This window comes from Streptomyces sp. NPDC101234 (assembly GCF_044767525.1).
Lineage (GTDB): Bacteria > Actinomycetota > Actinomycetes > Streptomycetales > Streptomycetaceae > Streptomyces > Streptomyces sasae.
Window position 1 is genome coordinate 17,681 of sequence record NZ_JBIWOA010000056.1, and the last position, 16,407, is coordinate 34,087.

10 protein-coding genes are annotated in these 16,407 nt (G+C 68.0%); 3 read left to right on the plus strand and 7 right to left on the minus strand.

Going from position 1 to position 16,407, the window contains the following annotated elements:
* Positions 1-142 precede the first annotated feature (142 nt).
* From ACIRR9_RS51370 to ACIRR9_RS51390, 5 genes are all read right to left on the minus strand, one after another.
* Positions 143-5,134 carry an SDR family NAD(P)-dependent oxidoreductase gene (locus tag ACIRR9_RS51370; protein ID WP_403767535.1) on the minus strand — a complete coding sequence of 1,664 codons (4,992 nt, stop codon included), beginning with the start codon at positions 5,132-5,134 and terminating at the stop codon, positions 143-145.
* Positions 5,131-6,492 carry a beta-ketoacyl synthase N-terminal-like domain-containing protein gene (locus tag ACIRR9_RS51375; protein ID WP_403767538.1) on the minus strand — a complete coding sequence of 454 codons (1,362 nt, stop codon included), beginning with the start codon at positions 6,490-6,492 and terminating at the stop codon, positions 5,131-5,133. The genes ACIRR9_RS51370 and ACIRR9_RS51375 overlap by 4 nt, the downstream gene beginning before the upstream one ends.
* A 242-nt stretch (positions 6,493-6,734) precedes the next feature.
* Positions 6,735-8,066 carry a beta-ketoacyl synthase N-terminal-like domain-containing protein gene (locus ACIRR9_RS51380; protein ID WP_403767541.1) on the minus strand — a complete coding sequence of 444 codons (1,332 nt, stop codon included), beginning with the start codon at positions 8,064-8,066 and terminating at the stop codon, positions 6,735-6,737.
* A 46-nt stretch (positions 8,067-8,112) separates the two neighbouring features.
* Positions 8,113-8,400: a DUF5988 family protein gene (locus ACIRR9_RS51385; RefSeq protein WP_403767544.1), complete on the minus strand. Its 288-nt coding sequence runs from the start codon at positions 8,398-8,400 to the stop codon at positions 8,113-8,115.
* Positions 8,401-8,897: 497 nt separating this feature from the next.
* The gene (locus ACIRR9_RS51390) at positions 8,898-9,305 is read right to left on the minus strand and encodes a hypothetical protein (protein ID WP_403767547.1); all 408 of its coding nucleotides are present in this window, start codon (positions 9,303-9,305) and stop codon (positions 8,898-8,900) included.
* Positions 9,306-10,752: 1,447 nt separating this feature from the next.
* Between ACIRR9_RS51390 and ACIRR9_RS51395 the strand changes: the two genes are divergently transcribed.
* Positions 10,753-11,250 (plus strand): hypothetical protein, encoded by a 498-nt coding sequence (locus ACIRR9_RS51395; protein ID WP_403767550.1) that lies wholly within the window; start codon positions 10,753-10,755, stop codon positions 11,248-11,250.
* Positions 11,251-11,749: 499 nt separating this feature from the next.
* Here ACIRR9_RS51395 and ACIRR9_RS51400 read toward each other — a convergent pair whose 3' ends face one another.
* Positions 11,750-12,547, minus strand: a complete 798-nt coding sequence (locus ACIRR9_RS51400; RefSeq protein WP_403767553.1) for an alpha/beta fold hydrolase — start codon at positions 12,545-12,547, stop codon at positions 11,750-11,752.
* Between the two features lie 36 nt (positions 12,548-12,583).
* On the opposite strand from ACIRR9_RS51400, the gene ACIRR9_RS51405 reads away from it, so the two are divergent.
* Both ACIRR9_RS51405 and ACIRR9_RS51410 read left to right on the plus strand, forming a co-directional pair.
* Positions 12,584-13,204 carry a TetR/AcrR family transcriptional regulator gene (locus tag ACIRR9_RS51405; RefSeq protein ID WP_403767556.1) on the plus strand — a complete coding sequence of 207 codons (621 nt, stop codon included), beginning with the start codon at positions 12,584-12,586 and terminating at the stop codon, positions 13,202-13,204.
* A 152-nt stretch (positions 13,205-13,356) separates the two neighbouring features.
* Positions 13,357-14,832 (plus strand): MFS transporter, encoded by a 1,476-nt coding sequence (locus tag ACIRR9_RS51410; protein ID WP_403767586.1) that lies wholly within the window; start codon positions 13,357-13,359, stop codon positions 14,830-14,832.
* A gap of 172 nt (positions 14,833-15,004) precedes the next feature.
* Here the strand turns inward: ACIRR9_RS51410 and ACIRR9_RS51415 are convergent, their stop codons facing one another.
* Complete coding sequence (locus ACIRR9_RS51415; protein WP_403767559.1) at positions 15,005-16,396, minus strand: MFS transporter; 1,392 nt, start codon at positions 16,394-16,396, stop codon at positions 15,005-15,007.
* Positions 16,397-16,407 lie beyond the last annotated feature (11 nt).

Here is a 16,407-nt window from a genome sequence, read left to right on the forward strand (position 1 = left end):
TGTCGCAACCGTGTCGTTAGCGCAGCAGCGCCCACCCCTCGCGTACCGGGCGAGCTGTGTCCGGTGGCGTCCGCGCGGTTGTGTCCCGCTGCTCGACGGGAGCGGGACACAACCGGGGCACGAGATCCGGCCGATGCGGTGGTCAGGTGCCGGAAGGCGACGTCTCCTCCTGTTGCATCAGGCCCATGTGCACGGCCAGGGCCGTGGCCAGGGAGGCGATGGTCGGGTGCTGCCAGACGAAGTTGCTCGCGAGGCGGACGGCGAGGTCGGCGTCGAGGCGGATCCGCAGCTCGGTGGCGAGGAGCGAGTCGAAACCGAGGGACTTCAGGGGGGTGTGCGGGTCGAGGGTGGTGCTGCCGGTGCGCAGGATCGCCCGAATGTGCTCTGCCAGGTAGCTCTCCAGGGCGGTCTGGCGCGCGATGCCTGGAGGCAGTGCCTCGACGCGGGCGCGGATATCCGCGCGGCCGGTCCCGGTGTCCTTCTGCTCCGCGTGGACGCCATCCGGTGCGAGGAGGGCGAACAGGCTGGAATCCGAGGCTGCGCGAGGGATCCAGGTCTGTGGCCTTCCGGGGATCACGGCGGTCTGGACCCTGTGGTGGGTGAGGAGGCAGTGGAGCGCTTCCAAGCCCTTGCGGGTGGGAATTGTCTCGTATCCGCGCTCGGCGAAGTCGACGGCCTGCCCCGTTTCTCCCCAGGGGCCCCAGTCGACGGCCAGCGTGGGCAAGCCGTTGCGCGTGCGCCAGGTGGCGAAGGCGTCGAGCCAGGCGTTGGCCGCCGCGTACGTTCCCTGTCCGGCGTTGCCCAGCAGGGAACTCATCGAGGAGTAGACGACGAACCAGTCCAGTGGCTGGTCTGCCGTGGCCCGGTGGAGGTGCCAGGCTCCGGTGACCTTGGGCGCCCATACGCGCCTGAGCTGGTAGTCGCGGACGGTGGTCAACGCGGCGTCGTCGAGAACCATGGCGCAGTGCACCACGCCGCGCAGAGGTACGCCCCCCTTGGTGGCAGCCTCGACCAGCCGTTCCGAGGTGCCGTGCTGCGAGATGTCGCCCAGCACGACCGTGGTGTCGGCGCCCAGGTCGTTGATGACGCGAGCGGTGTCCAGCGACGGGGACCGACGACCGTTGAGGATGATGCGGCCCGCGCCCTGCTCAGCCAGCCAGCACGCGGTGGCCATGCCCAGACCTCCCAGTCCCCCGGTGATGATGTAAGCGCCGTCGTTGTGCACGATGGGCGGGCCGTCCGGCACCACGGCGGTGGTCTCTCCCCGGTCGGGAACAGTCAGCACGATCTTGCCGGTGTGTCCGGCACGGGCCATCAACCGAAAGGCGTCGGCCGCGCGGTCCAGCGGGTACTCGGTGCACAGCAGCGGTTTCAGTCTTCCTGCGGCGATGTGGACCATGGCCTCGCGCAACACTGTGGTGAACAGCTCCGGCCGGCGTTGCTGCAGTTCGATGAGGTCGACCGTGCTGAAAGTGATGTTGTGGCGCAGCGGGCCCAGCCTGAGGGCCGCGTCGGCCATGATGTCGCGTACGCCGAGTTCGACGAAGCGGCCGAACGGGCGCAGGCTTTCGAGTCCGGCGCGGACGGCGGGGCCGGACAGCGAGTTGAGGACGACGTCGACTCCTTGGCCGTCGGTGGCCCGACGGGTCTGTTCGGCGAAGTCCAAGGTGCGGGAGTCCATGACGCAGCGAACTCCCATCCCGCGCAACTGGCGCCGTTTCTCCTCCGTGCCGGCCGTCGCCAGTACGTCCGCCCCCAGGAGACGGGCGACCGCGATCGCGGCCCGGCCGGTTCCTCCGGTCGCGGCGTGGATCAGCACGCGTTCGCCGGGAGCGAGTCGTGCGACATGCTGCAGGGCGTACCAGGCCGTGAGGTAGGCCGTGGGCAGTCCCGCCGCCGTCGCGGGCGTGAAGCCCCGTGGTACATGGGCGACGGCGGTGGCGGGGAGGGTGACGAAGGAGGCGAAGGCGCCGCCCTCGAGCTGAACGGCGAGCACGGCGTCCCCCTCACGGAGGTGGTCCACGCCAGGTCCCACGGCACTGACCACGCCCGCGCACTCGAAGCCGATGCGGTAGGGGGTGGCAGGATCGGAGCCGAGCATGCCCAGCGAGGTCAGGACATCACGGAAGTTGACGCCCGCAGCCTGGACACGTACTTCGACCTCGCCCTCGCCGGGCCGGCGACGGCCGGTCGCGGCCGGTTCGAGGCTGTCCGGATCTCCGAGCCGCCCGACGCGCAGGCGGAATCCGTCGTGTCCGAACCGAACCGTTCGGGTGGTTCGGGCCGTGTTTTCGGCGGGCGTGACGGGAGCTCGGTCGATGCGCGCGACGTATCGGATGTCACCGCGCAGTGCCACCTCGTCCTCGGGCGCGTCGGCGAGAAGCTCCGCGGCCAGCGTGTGCAGCCCGTGTTCATCGGGGTCGGTGTCCACGAGGGTGGGACGCCTACCGGGCTGCTCGACCGCCAGGACGCGTGCCACGCCGCGTACGGTGCCCTGGGCGGGGTGGCCGGCTTCGTCCGCTGTGACGGCGTACGCGTGCTGGGTGGCCGCGTAAAGGCGCCACGTTCCGCAGTGTTCGTCGGCGGCCTGAGCCAGGGCGAGCAGCCGCCGCGCGCGTTGCTGCGCGCCCTGGGTGGGGTCGGTGCTGTCGGCGGAGGGTGCGCTGCACAGCAGGACGACGGCGCGCCAGGGTTCGATTCCGGCAGCCAGGTGCCGGGCGAAGGTCTCGGCCAGTGAGGTGAGTTCCCGCGAGTCCAGAGGAATCTCCCGCACCTCGACCCGGGCGCAGGCGGAACGCAGGAATCCGGCGAGGCGTTCGGCCCGGCCGTCCCCTTCACCGAGGAGGAGCCAGTTCCCGGGCGGGGTCTGTTCGGTGCGCGGCTGCGGGACGCGGTGCCAGCCGAGTTCCATGAACCATTGGTCGATGGGGGTTTCTCCGGCAGGTGTCCTGCGCAGGAACCGCACGTCGTCGAGGACGAGGACCGGACGGCCACGGGCGTCCAGGGCGCGGACGTGGCCGGCGAGCGTCGCATCGCTGTTCTCTGTGATCAACGCGTGAGCGTGTACGGCTCGTGCAGGGTTGCCGAGAAGGCGGAGGGCGCCGACCCCGACCGGAAGGATCGGTGCGGGGGCGCTCTCCTGGCCCGCTCCCGCGACCAGCAGTTGGAGACACAGATCGAGGAGGACGGGGTGGACGCTCAGGGGGGCGGACGGGGTGAGAGCAAGTGGCGGCACTTCGATGGGGGCCCAGAAGCTCTCCCGTTGCTTCGTGGTCCACAGCTCGGTGATGCCGCTGAAGGCTGGGCCGTGTTCCAGTCCGCAGGCGCGCAGCCCGGCATAGAGCTGGCCGGGATCGAGAGGGACGGGGTGTTTGCGGTGCAGGCCGGAGATGGAGGCGGCACGGGTCTCGGGGGACGCGAGCGTGCGGCGGGCGATGGCCGAGGCATGCAGTTGCCATGAGCCGTCCGGGGTACGGGAGTGGATCTCGCATGTTGCCTGTCCGTCGCCGGTGTGCGTGACGGTGCTGCTGAGTTCCGTGTCGTTGTCCAGGGGCAGCAGGTCGTGGAAGGCGATGTCGATGAGGTCGATGTCGCAGGCGGCACCGTCGACGTCGGGCGCGGCACCGGTCAGCGCGGTACGGGCCGTGGTGTGGAGCACGGCGCAGAAGCCGGCGCCCGGCAGGACAGGGGTGCCGTGGACGCGGTGGTCGTCCAGCCAGGGCAGGTGCCGGACGGGGGCGGTGGCGTGCCAGCTGTGGCGGACCGGGGCACCGGGGACCTCGGTGTGCCGGCCGGGCAGGGCCCCGTCGTCGACCGGTGACTCCTGGCCCGAGGAGGCCCAGTGCCGCGTGCGATCGAAGGTGGTGGTGGGCACGTCGGCCAGCAGACCGTCGCGGTACAGGGGTGTCCAGTCGACGGTGCCGCCATTGCAGTGGAGGGCGGCGAGCTGGGTCCGGAAGGTGGTGACTTCGTCCTGCGCACGACGCAGAGTGGGCAGAACGACGGCGTTGGGGACCCACTGGGCCAGGCTGTCCGTCAGGGACTGGGTGACCACGGGGTGGGGTGAGATCTCGATGTAGATCTGGTGCCTGTCCTGGGCGGCGGCAGCCACGGCGGGGTGGAAGCGAACCGGCCGGCGCAGGTTGTCGCACCAGTACGCGGCGTCGAGGAGGGGGTTCTCCCTCGGGTCCTCGGCCACGGTGGAATAGAACGGGATGTGAGGCGGGCGGGGGGTGAGGCCGGAGAGGTCCTGGCGCAGATCGGTCAGCAGCGGGTCGACGTGAGGGCTGTGCGACGCGACGTCCACCGCGATGGGTACGGCGAGGATTCCGCGCTCGTCCCACCGGCTGATCAAACGAGTGATCTGGTCGGCATCGCCGGAGATGACGGTGGTGTCGGGCGCGGCCAGGACGGCCACGGACACGGCGTCGGCACCGGCGTCGGCAAGGGTGGCTTCCACCGCGGCCCGGTCCAGGCCGACGGAGGCCATGGCGCCGGTGCCGGCGATCCGCTCCAGCAGTGCCGAGCGACGACAGATGACGCGAACGCCGTCGGCGAGGCTGAGGGCTCCGGCCACGACCGCGGCCGTGACCTCCCCCATGGAGTGGCCGATCACAGCGGCGGGCTGGACTCCGTGTGCCTGCCATGCTGCGGCCAGGGCGATCTGCAGGGCGAACAGGACCGGTTGGACCCGTGAGCATCCGGTGACGGGCTCGCCGGCTCGGACCAGGTCCAGGACGGAGAAGCCCGCCTCCTTGCGAATGAGAGCGTCCGCCTTGGTCAGAGCCTTGCCGAAGACCTCGTCCGTGGCCAGTAGTTGGCGGCCCATGCCGGCCCACTGGGAGCCGTGTCCGGAGAACACCCACACTGGATGGCGGGGGGCGGTGACATCGGCTGTGCCGGACACGAGGGCCGGCGTCGGCAGGCCGCTGACGAACAGCCTGAGCGTTTCGGCGGTCTCGGTACGGGAACGGGCGACGACCGCGAGGCGTCCCCGGCCGGGACTGCGGCGCAGCGCCAGGGTGTGGGCGATGTCCCGGAGCGGGACGTTGGCGCCGTCCGTGTCCAGCCAGTCGGCCAGTCTGCGGGCGGCGTCCGGTAGAGCTCGGTGGGATCCGGCCCCGACCAGGATCACGTCCGGCGATGTCGTCCGGGGGCGGCGGGGGCCGGCAGCCTGGTCCTGCGGGCGAGATGCGGTGGCTCCTGCAGGATCACGTGGGCGTTGGTGCCGGAGAAACCGAACGAGGACACAGCGGCCAGCTTGACCGGTTCCTTGCTGGGCCACGGGGTGTTCTCGAGGGGGACGAACAGACGGGTGGCGTCGGCGGCGATGGCCGGGTTCCAGCGGGTGAAGTGGAGGTTGGGAGGGATGATTCCGTGCTGCAGACACAGGACGGTCTTGATCAGTCCGGTGATTCCGGCGGCGGGCTCCAGGTGGCCGAGGTTGGTCTTGACCGAGCCGAGGGCGCACGGTGAGAGACCAGGGCCGTAGACGGCGGCCAGACTCGCGAACTCCACGGGGTCGCCCACGGGGGTCCCCGTGCCGTGAGCCTCGATCAGAGAGATCCGGGCCGGGTCGACATCGGCTCGGCTGAGCGCGGCGCGGTAGAGGGCCTGCTGGGCGGCGGCGGACGGGGCGGCGAGGCCGTCGGAGCGGCCGTCCTGGTTCACCGCGGATCCGCGGACGACCGCAAGGATGCGGTCGCCGTCCCTGCGGGCCTCGGACAGGCGCTTGAGGACGACCACGCCGCAGCCCTCGCCGCGGACGAATCCGTCCGCCGCAGCGTCGAAGGTGTGGCAGCGTCCGGTCGGGGAGAGCATGCCCATCCGGGCGAAGGAGCGGGTGATGCGGGGGGCGAGCATGAGAGTGACACCGGCGGCGATGGCAAGGTCGCACTCCTCGCGGTGCAGCGCGTCGCAGGCCAGGTGGAAGGCGACCAGGGAGGACGAGCACGCGGTGTCGAGGGCGAGACTGGGGCCGTGCAGACCGAGGAGGTAGGAGACCCGGCCTGCGGCGACACAGTGGCCGTTCGTCAGGATGGAGCCTTCGAGTTCCTCCGGCCGCCCGGCCAGTTGGTCCATGTAGTCGTTGTAACTCAGCCCCGTGAAGACGCCGGTCGGGGAGTCGGCGAGCTGGTCACGGGGCAGCCCGGCGTGTTCCAGGGCCTCCCAGACGACCTCCAGCAGGAGCCGGTGCTGGGGGTCGAGAACGTCGGCCTCGCGACCCGCGACTCCGAAGAAGTCCGCGTCGAACCGCGAGACGTCCTTCAGATAACCGCCCCGGTACAGGGCGGGTTGCGGATTGCCGAGCGACCCGCGCCCGAGGTCGTCCGCCTCCCGGCCGGGAGGCGGAGCGCCGACTGCTTCACGCCCCTCCACCAGCAGGTGCCACAATGCGGCCGGGGAATCGGCGTCTCCGGGGAGGCGGCAGCCCATACCGATGACGGCGATGGGCGCGGTCACCGGACGAGGGCCGTGCTTGTCGTTGGCCACGAAAGTCTCCTTGTCGCTGCGGGAGGGGAGGAGCGCGGGCTGCGCCCGGAGGGTGTGGGCCGCAGGTCAGGCCGTGAGACGGCGGGTCCGGCGCACCGGAGCCGGGGCATGCGCGGACGCGCGGAACGTCCGCGCACGTCCGCGGGCTACCGAGAGAAGTACGGAGCACCGGGCTCCGTGGCGTGTCCACTGTCTGGGAGGAGTGACGCCGCGCAGCCCGGGCGACGGCGAGGGGCGTGGAATCAGACGTCCGGGCCGCCCAGCAGGATGGCGCTTTTCACCCCGCCGACCTGGTAGTTGAAGGTGAAGGCGTAGTCGAAGTCGAGGGGACGGGGCACCGTCCCGGGGACCGGGTCGAAGGTCAGATGGTCGGCCGGCTCCTCGCAGTTGGCAGTCGGACACACCTGGCCGTTCCGCATCATCAGCAGGGTCTCCGCCACCCCGAGACAGCCGGCTGGAGCACCGTTGTGACCGAAGCACCCCTCCTGCGAGGACATCAGGAGGTCGCGTGACGCGGAGCCGTACAGCTCCCTGACGGCATTCGCCTCGAACGCCGTGACGACCGCATTGCCGTCGCTGCCCCCGTGGATGTACGGCACCTGACCGATCTCCCAGGTGTCACCGAGGCACCGTCGCACCGCTGACACCAGCGCCTTCCCGGTCTCATCACAGGCCAGCGGGCTGGAGAGCCCGTCCCGTGTGGTGACCTGCGACAAGATCTGGCCGTAAAGGCGCGCATCTCGTCCGAAGGCGTGCTCCCGGCTCTCGATGACGATGGTCGTGGATCCCTCGCCGTGGTTGATGCAGTCGGCGCGTTTGTCGTACGGACGCATGAGAGCGTCGAACGACGGCAGAAGGCTGGGCATGTCCTCGGAGCGCATGGCGTCGTACGCATGCTGGGCTCCGCTCAGCAGTCGCTGGATGTTGCGGATCATCGTGATGCTGAAGACGTCGACTCCGGTCACCACGGCGATGTCGGTCTCACCCGTGGCGATCAGGCTCAGGGCGTTGCCGACCTGGAGGGCCGAGGATGCGCAGCCGCACGGCACCGTGAAATTGGCGCCCCTCGACCGGGTGAGCGCCCCTTGGACCAGGGCGACGTCCGACGGGGTGACGGACTGCTCCGCCGCGACGAACATCTCCAGCGCTTCGGCGACGGGATAGGTCGCCGGATCGGCCCGCAGCACGGCGAGGTAGCTGTCGATGTTGGCATCCACTCCACCCCGGCCCACCAGGACGGCGGCCTCTTCGAGGTCCCGCTGCACATCGAGGCCGGCGTCCAGGCACGCCTGCCCGAGCGACACCAGTCCGAAGCGATGGGCGTCGGTGTAGTGACGTGCGAAGAATTCCGGGATGCCCGGTACACGTTCCTCGAAAGCTGCTTGCGAGAGGTTGACGCTGCCGTAGTAGACGCCCTTCTTGACGAGGCAGGACGTTCCGGTGGAGGCGACCTGCCAGAGGTCGTCGGCGGTGAATACCGGGTTTTTCAAGCCTGGAAGACACAGTCCGATTCCGGTGACGACGGCGTCCCGCGCGCGTGCGCCGGTGCGCCGCCTCACGAGGCACCCGCACATGACAGTGAGTCGATCATGGATATTCTCCTAAGGATCAGGCGGTGGGCTATTCGGCCACATAGGTGCGACGGCACCAGCGGTAGACGGGTAACTGCTCATCCCCGTGAACGGAGTACGAGCCCGAGAACTCGAAGTGTTCGTAGGCGTTGCCGCACAGGATTTTCACTTTGGGCTCGGTTTCCAGGGAAGTGACTTCCCATACGACGGGAACCGTGACCCAGTCCGGACCCCCGGAAAGCATTACTCGAACGGAATTTGGCACCTTCATCTCCGTTTTCGCAGGGCGGCAGGGAGGGCGGATCTGCCCGTCGCCTAGTCCTTTTCCGTCGGCCATTCCTGCGGCGCTCCGTGTTCCTTCCCCGTAGACATTCGGCGACCTCGTTCCCTAGTGGGTGAGCGGAAGGAAGAAGGCGGAGGGAGAAAGCACCGGGACGCCATGAAGAGGGATCGACACAGAGAGTTGATAAAAGCGGAAACCGACATGATGACCTGCCAGACGTTAAGAAAGCGATGGCTCTTGGTCGCAAGCGGGAATCTCGCGGGCAGTCACGTACCGCGAACGCGGAGAAATCGCGGGGAGGCCGGCGGACGCGAACACACCGATGCCATGAGCCCGGGCCGCTGGACACGCCACCGGATGCGCCTGCGGAGAGAGGATCCGTGTGCTGCCGCACGGGCCGGGCACTCGCCGCCGGCGGCGAGTGCCCGGCCCGCGTACCGCCCGCCGGGGAGGGAGGGGCGATGGTCCCGGCGGGCGGCCGGTCCCGGCTTACGCCGGGACGGGCGGGGGCAGGTGGGCGTTGCCGCAGGGGCAACCCGCCCCTGTACGGGTCAGGTTGCGTTGGCCAGTGCCTGGCTGATCGCCGAAGCGGTTGCCTGCTCGGAGTTCAGGGCCGCGTTCGCATTGCCGAGCAGGTTCTGCAGGAGGGCGATCGCGTTGGTCGTGCTGGCCGTGAGGATGTTGGACCCCACCACCTGTGGCTGTCCCTGGCAGTCGCCCATTGCGGACACGAGGTACGTCGCGGCGGTCAGGTTGTGGGTGCGTGCGCTTGCGGGATGGCTGGCGGTGTCGGCCGCGATGGCGGCGTTGTTGGCCGTCTGCGCGGACTGCAGGTCCTCGACACAGGACGAGACGGCCGCGGCGGCGGGGGCCGCCATGGCCAGAGGGGCGATGCCGACGATGGCGCCCGCCGCCATGGTGGCGGTGACGGTGGCGGCGGCAAAACGAGCACGGAACATGCTGGCACTCCCTTGAAGAGATGACGTGTGCACTCATTGGCTACGACGCCGGCGGGAACGGTTGTTTCCCACTACCCGGGAGTTGGCTGCTTGGAAAAGCGAACTCGACCTGATCGCCGCGCACTGCGCGTGCTGGGAGTGACGACCGGGACGGGTAGCAGCCACATCCCCGGAAAGGGATGGGCAACCCGCCGGTTCGTAGTCCAGTAATGCGACAAGGACGAGCGGCACATCAAGAGAGCGTCGCCTGCGTCACCCGATCGGAGTAGGACATCACGTGTTGACCACATCAAATCGGTCGAAGGTGAGCACCGCGTTGACGGGTATGGTGCCCTCGCTCCGGTGAGCAGGAAATCACCCAACCCGGCTGCCATCAAGCGAGTTGAGAGACGAGACGGAGGAGCCGGCGGGCCGGTCCGGTGTGCATACCCCTCGACGCGCCAGAGGCAGCAGTAGGTCAGGGAGACACCGGAAGAGCGGGGGTTCTCACACCACGGAATGGTCGCGCATCCGAAAGGGCGCCTACGATTTCGCGGCAGTGGGCGCGCCTGCACGACGATCCGCGCGGGCGGAACTCCGGCGCTTTATCCGGAGCGCGCCATCAGTTGCACGGTCGAGCCGGAGCCGCCCGGTCTGATCAAATCCATGGCCGGAAAACGTCCCACCGCTCAACCCTCGCTGCTCAGACTGCCGACACATAACCGCGGCGCCAGCATATTTTCGCTCCTGGGTTACCGGGCTTCCCAACTCGATGCACGGAATCCCTACTGTCACACAGAATGCACGACCGACGCGATCGAGCCGTCTGGTCTCCGTGCATCCGGGATACTCGGACGAACATTTTCATCACATTACGTTAGGCCGTCCGAGTGTTGGTCGCCAGGCAGGTGTTGCTGCCATATGCCGCTCCGGTGGATAACGGTTCCATCCAACGGTGGGCTGCCCATCCTCTCCGGGGGAGTGACGGTCCGAGCTTCAGCGCGCCGGTTTCGTGCCGGCCGCTGACCGGCGGGCTGCCACGATGGGCCCCCCGCGAGAGGGGTTGGATCCGTCAGCCGGCGTCGGCCGGCGTCGGCTGACGGGCAATTTCCGTATCCACTTGCGACGGAGCGTGCTGCTGGGTCAAGACAGCCGTGAACGCCGTTGCCCGTATGAAAAGTCGGCGGCACCGCTCCGTAAGAGGCGCGGCAAACCCCATGGCACTGCACCACGCCGTCACCGGATGGGAGTAGTGGCGGGAAATCGGCACGTGAGCCCGGCAGGAGCCAGTCCACGCCTCGTCGACGCTTGCGGCCCATTGCAACCGCCTGTCGATGCCCGGATGCACGCTCTTCTTGTCCGACGCGAAGGATGCTCCCACCACGTCGCGTCCCAGCCCGCGGCACCGAGGGCACGGGCGCCTCTCGCTGATGCCTGCCCCCTCACACAGCACCAAGAGAGATAAGACATGCTGACCACACATGCGTGCGCGCGGCTCGTTCTTTCCCCCCAAGACATCGAGCAATGGCCTGACACGTCGGCGGTCCTGGCGCCGACCACCACCTGGTGCCGATCGCCTACCGTCGCCGTCCGTCTTCCCGCAGTGGACCGTGCCGTCCCGATCTGCCGCTATCTGACTCGCTTATGGCTGGACCAGCAGCAATTCACGGACCAGAGCGTCCGCCATACGACCCTGCTGGTCACCACGGAACTCACCACGAACGCCATCGTTCACACCGACAGTGCCGTCATCACCACCAACCTGCGGAGGAACAGAACTCACCTGCGGATTCAGGTGCGTGACCAAGGGAAGACCTCCGCAGGGCAGCACTGGCATAATGCTTCAGGATTCGGGCGCGGTCTCGGAATCGTCGCCAGCTGCGCCCGAGCGCTCGGAACACACGTGGCTGACGACGGCACCCGGACGATCTGGGCCACCGTCTCGCTTTCGGGAAGTGAGCCGTAGTGTCGGGCCGTATGGGCCCCGGCTCACACCCACTCCCGCCGACGACATTCCATGGAGTCCCGCGGACCGGATCGGGGATCCACTCGGATCCGCAGCCGTGCTGCGGATCGGCGCCGTCCTGCCACCGGCACGGATGCGGAACTGCTGTCGTACGAGCTCCTGGTACACACTGTGCGGCAGCCGGGGTCGGCGAACGCGTCCAGTAGCGGCACCCGGGGCCGGGTCTACCCGGTGAGCTGGGAGGTCTACCAGCAGGACGGCCACGAGCCTCAATACCAGTGACTTGAAGTCCACGAGCCGAGCATCGAGCTGTATGGCATTTCGCATCCCGACGTTCTTGAGCGAAGGAGAAGACAATCACGATTGGGGGCTGGCCTCCGCTTCAAACAAGTCCCCATGCGATCGACGGCTTCGATGGGGGTGTGCACTGTCATCAAGGCCGTCGTCCCACTCGGTGCCTGTCCCTCAATGGAGAGCGGCGCGTTGGCATGGATGCCCATCAGATGGCGGCGAGGTTGTTGAGCAGGTGGCCAAGCTCTGCCGGCGCCTGAATGTGGGCCAGGTGGCCCTGGCCGGGGAGTTCGTGGACTCTGGCGTGATCGACGTGCCGCCGCACGTTGTCGAACGACGTTCCGTAAGGGGCTGTTCCGCGGTTGCACTGGCCGATGATCAGGTCCACTTGATCTGCCTGCCGTGCCAACACATCCGGAGGCGGCGCCGCGTTGAGCGCGCCGAGTTCGGCGTACAGCGGTCCGGTCAAGCGACGCAAGATCGCCCAACCGTGCTGATCGGCCTGAAGATCCTCGACATGCGCAGCGGAGAAGCCGGAGATCTGCCGATTGACGATCTCGACGCAGTGATCCCAGTCCGCCGCCTCCGCTGCGTGCTTCAGATCCGGCAGTGCATGGCGTCCGAATGGCTGCATCACTGGCTCGTAGGCGATCACCTGGGGAATCGGGTGATCGTTGGCGGTCAGCAAGGTGATCAAGCCGCCGTAGCTCCAGCCGAAGAGCGCCCTCGTGCTGTCGAACTCGTCAAGGACCACGCAGAGGTCCTCAACCTCTGTCCGCAGTGAGTACGAGTTGGTCAACGGCCCTGAGGAAGTACGTCCCCGGCGGTTCACCACTACTACTGAGGGCCAGGCGTCGATGGCGCCCGCAACACGTCGCCACGTATGCGCATCGCTCATCACGCCCGGGACGACGATGAGGCTCGGGGCATCCGGCTCCCCGTACACATCGACCGTGACCCAGCTGTCCCCGCCGACCGACAGCTTCTTCTGAATCGTTCGCTCCATAATTGTATTATGGAGCGAACGATCTACAATGCAAGCGTGACCGAACGCAACCGTGGACGACCACGAGCCTTCGACCGCGACCGTGCGGTCCTTGACGCCGCTCGCCTCTTCTGGCGACGCGGCTACTCCGGCACCTCGACCCGCACCTTGACCGCGACCCTCGGGCTTTCCACCTCTAGCCTCTACGCCGCCTTCGGCAGCAAGGCCGGACTGTTCGAGGAAGCCGTGCGGACCTACGCCGAGCGTTACCGCGAGATCTACCAGCAGGCTGTCGCCGAGAAGGACATCCAGACGGTCATCGAACGCATCCTCACCGACTCGGTCCACGAGTTCACTCAGCCCAGCGACACGCATCCCGGATGTCTCATCAGCAGCGCCGTGATGACCGACAGCACGAGCACGCTCGATACCAGTGCCTACGTCGCCGAACTGCACAGCTCGAACGAGCAGGCCCTCCTCGTGCGCATCGAACGAGCGATCCAGGACGAGGAACTAGCCGCGGGCACCAACGCGGCGGTCCTGACCGGGCTCATCCAATCCGTCTGGCACGGATTGTCAGTGCGGTCCAACATCGACACGGCTCGCGAGGACCTGCTCTCGACGGCAGAACTTGCTCACCAGCTGATCTGCCGACAACTCACGTCACCAACGTCCTGACCCGCAACAACTAGTGATCCCCGTCTGGGGTGGACCGCTTCGATGCCAGGGCCGCGCTCCTGGGGCGTGGACCGCTTTGTGTGGGGCACTCGATCGGGTGCTTCTTTCCTGGACTCCCGGTCGAGGAGGCACGCGTGGGTACGGCTACGGGTATGAGCGTGGACGAACACGGCGGCCGGACGATCACCACCCGCGTCCCGGCCCGCCTGGACCGGCTGCCGTGGTCCCGCTGGCACTGGACGATCGTCATCGGCCTCGGCACGGTCTGGATCCTGGACGGCCTGGAGGCCACGGTCGTCGGCAACATCGCCGGCCGCCTCTCCGAACCGGGCAGCGGCCTCGCGATCTCCTCCGGCCAGGTCACCGGGACGGCCGCGGCACTGTATGTGGCCGGTGCCTGTATCGGCGCGCTGTTCTGGGGTCGGCTGACCGACCGTCACGGCCGCAAGAAGCTCTTCATGATCACCTTGGCGGTGTACCTGGCCGCCACCGCTCTCACCTCGATCTCCTTCGCCCCCTGGTGGTTCTTCGTCTTCCGTTTCCTGACCGGCTTCGGCATCGGCGGCGAGTACGCGGCGATCAACTCCGCGATCGACGAGCTGATCCCGGCGCACTACCGCGGCCGGGTGGACCTGATCATCAACGGCAGTTTCTGGGTCGGCGCGATCGGCGGCTCGCTGCTCTCGATCGTCGCCCTGAACACGGGCTTCCTGCCGAAGAACGTGGGCTGGCGGCTGACCTTCGCACTCGGTGTCGTCCTTGGCCTGGTCATCCTCCTGGTACGGCGGAACGTCCCGGAGAGCCCGCGCTGGCTGCTGATCCACGGCCGGGAGGAGGAGGCGGAGGAGATCGTCACGTCGATCGAGCGGCGGGTGGCGGCCGAGAAGGGCGGGCCGCTGCCCGAACCGGCGGGCGAACTGGTCATCCACCAGCGCCGGAGCATCACGTTCGGCGAGATCGCCCGCACGGTCTTCCATGACTACCGGCGCCGGGCCGTGCTCGGCTTCTCCCTCTTCATCGGCCAGGCGTTCCTCTACAACGCGATCACCTTCGGCTTCGGCGCGATCCTCACGACCTTCTTCGACGTGCCGACGGGCGACACGGGCTACTACTTCGTGGTCATCGCGGTGGGCAACTTCCTGGGTCCCCTGCTGCTGGGCAAGCTGTTCGACACGGTGGGCAGGAGGGTGATGATCTCGTCGACCTACCTTCTCTCGGGCGTGCTCCTCTTCCTCACGGCGTGGCTGTTCGGCCGGGGCGTGCTGTCGGCCGGGACGCTGACGGCGTGCTGGTGCGTGGTCCTGTTCTTCGCGTCGGCGGGCGCGTCCAGCGCGTACCTCACGGTGTCCGAGATCTTCCCGATGGAGACGCGGGCGATGTCGATCGCGTTCTTCTACGCGCTGGGCACGGCGGCGGGCGGCATCAGCGGCCCACTGCTCTTCGCCGACCTCACGGGAACGGGCAAGGTGGCCGACACGGTGCTGGCGTTCCAGATCGGGGCGGGGCTGATGTGCGCGGCTGGACTGGTGGCGGCGGCGCTGGCGGTCAATGCGGAGCGCAGGCCGCTGGAGGAGATTGCGACGCCGCTCACGGCTACGCCGGGCGGGGCGACGAAGACGCGGGTATAGGGAGTTCCCCGTGCCGATGGGACTGGCTGTCCGGGGCCGTAAGGCTCCACGCGCAGTACTTCCTTGCGGCCGCCGCCATCGCGCTTGGACCAAGCTCTGACCAGCAGCATGTCCCTGCCCGCGCAGATGCCAACCGTTGCCGACAGGCGGGCTGCTGCCCGACCGGGCTGCGTTATGGCCCTGGCCTCGAGGCGTATGCAGAGGCACCCCTGTCGCCTTCTGGTGTGCGCCTGCGGCGGCGCAGCGCCCACAACGCGACGGGAGCTCCTGCCGCGACCAGCGCTGCAGCGAAACACAGACCGGCTTGGTAGCCGGAGAGAAAAGCACCCGAGCCATCGGCCCCGGTGGAGACTGCGGCATGTTCCACGAACGACACGATGGCGCCCACCAGGCCGATTCCGACGACTCCGGACGCCTCGCGGGCGGCGCTGAACAATCCGGCCGCGATTCCAGAAAGATGATTCGGTGAGGATTCCAGAGCACGGGTAGTCAGCGGCACGGCCAGCGCGGAACCGAAACCGATAAGTGAAAGGCCGGGTAGGATATCAACGAGATTTCCTCTAGAACTTCCCAGCGCGACCATCAGCAACCCCAGGCCGACCAGGAGCAGGCCCGCAGCGGAGATCCGGCCTTCACTCCAGCGGTGCGCCATACGCGAAATGAAAGGGATGGTGGCGATCAGGGAAAGGGCGACGGGCATGAATGTCAGCCCGGCCTGCGTCGGGGCGAGGCCGAGGCCGTTCTGTAGAAATTGAGACGTGAAGAAATAGACTCCGCTTACGCTCAGGCCCCACAGTAGTTGAGTAATGACTCCGCCGACGAAAGGGCGTTGCCGGAGGAGGGGGCGCAGCACGGTGTTCCGACACGAAGTCAATTCGTAGCACAGGCCGACGGCCGATGCGACGACGACGCCCCCTGCCGCGGCGACAGGAAGGGCGTCGAAGCCCTGTTCAGGCCCCTCGATCAGGCCGTAGGCGAGGGCTGCCAGCGAGCAACAGGCCAACGCGATGACGCGGAGCGAGAGTGTGGCCGAGGCCGGGGACGTGGCACGGGGCGAGGGTTTGGGCCGGGGGACAAGGAAGCCGACGAGGAGACTCACACAGCCCAGCGGTAGGTTCATGGCAAAAACGGATTCCCAGCCCAAGTGTTGTGTCATGACACCAGAGATCACAGGGCCGCAGGCCAGCGCTGATGCCAACGTGGCAGTGGTGGCGCTGAAGGCGGTATTGCGCACGTGAGGCGGTAGATCGTGCGACTGGACTGCCAGCGAGGCCGGCAGGATCAGTGCAGCGCCCGCTCCCTGCAGCCCCCGGCAGGCGATCAGCGCTATACCGGAGGGCGCCGCGCTGCACCCGACCGATGCGACGGTGAAGATTGCGACGCCAAGCGACAGAGTGGCATGCCGCCCGACGGTGTCCGACAGATGCCCGCCCAGCAACAGAAGGCTCGCGAGGGTGAGCGGGTAAATGGCCGCCACCCATTTGAGGTCGGCTTCACTCAATGCGAGTTCAGCCTGGATCTGAGGCAGTGTCACATTGACGACAGTGTTGTCCAGGGCGGTCATGAAGGACGGCA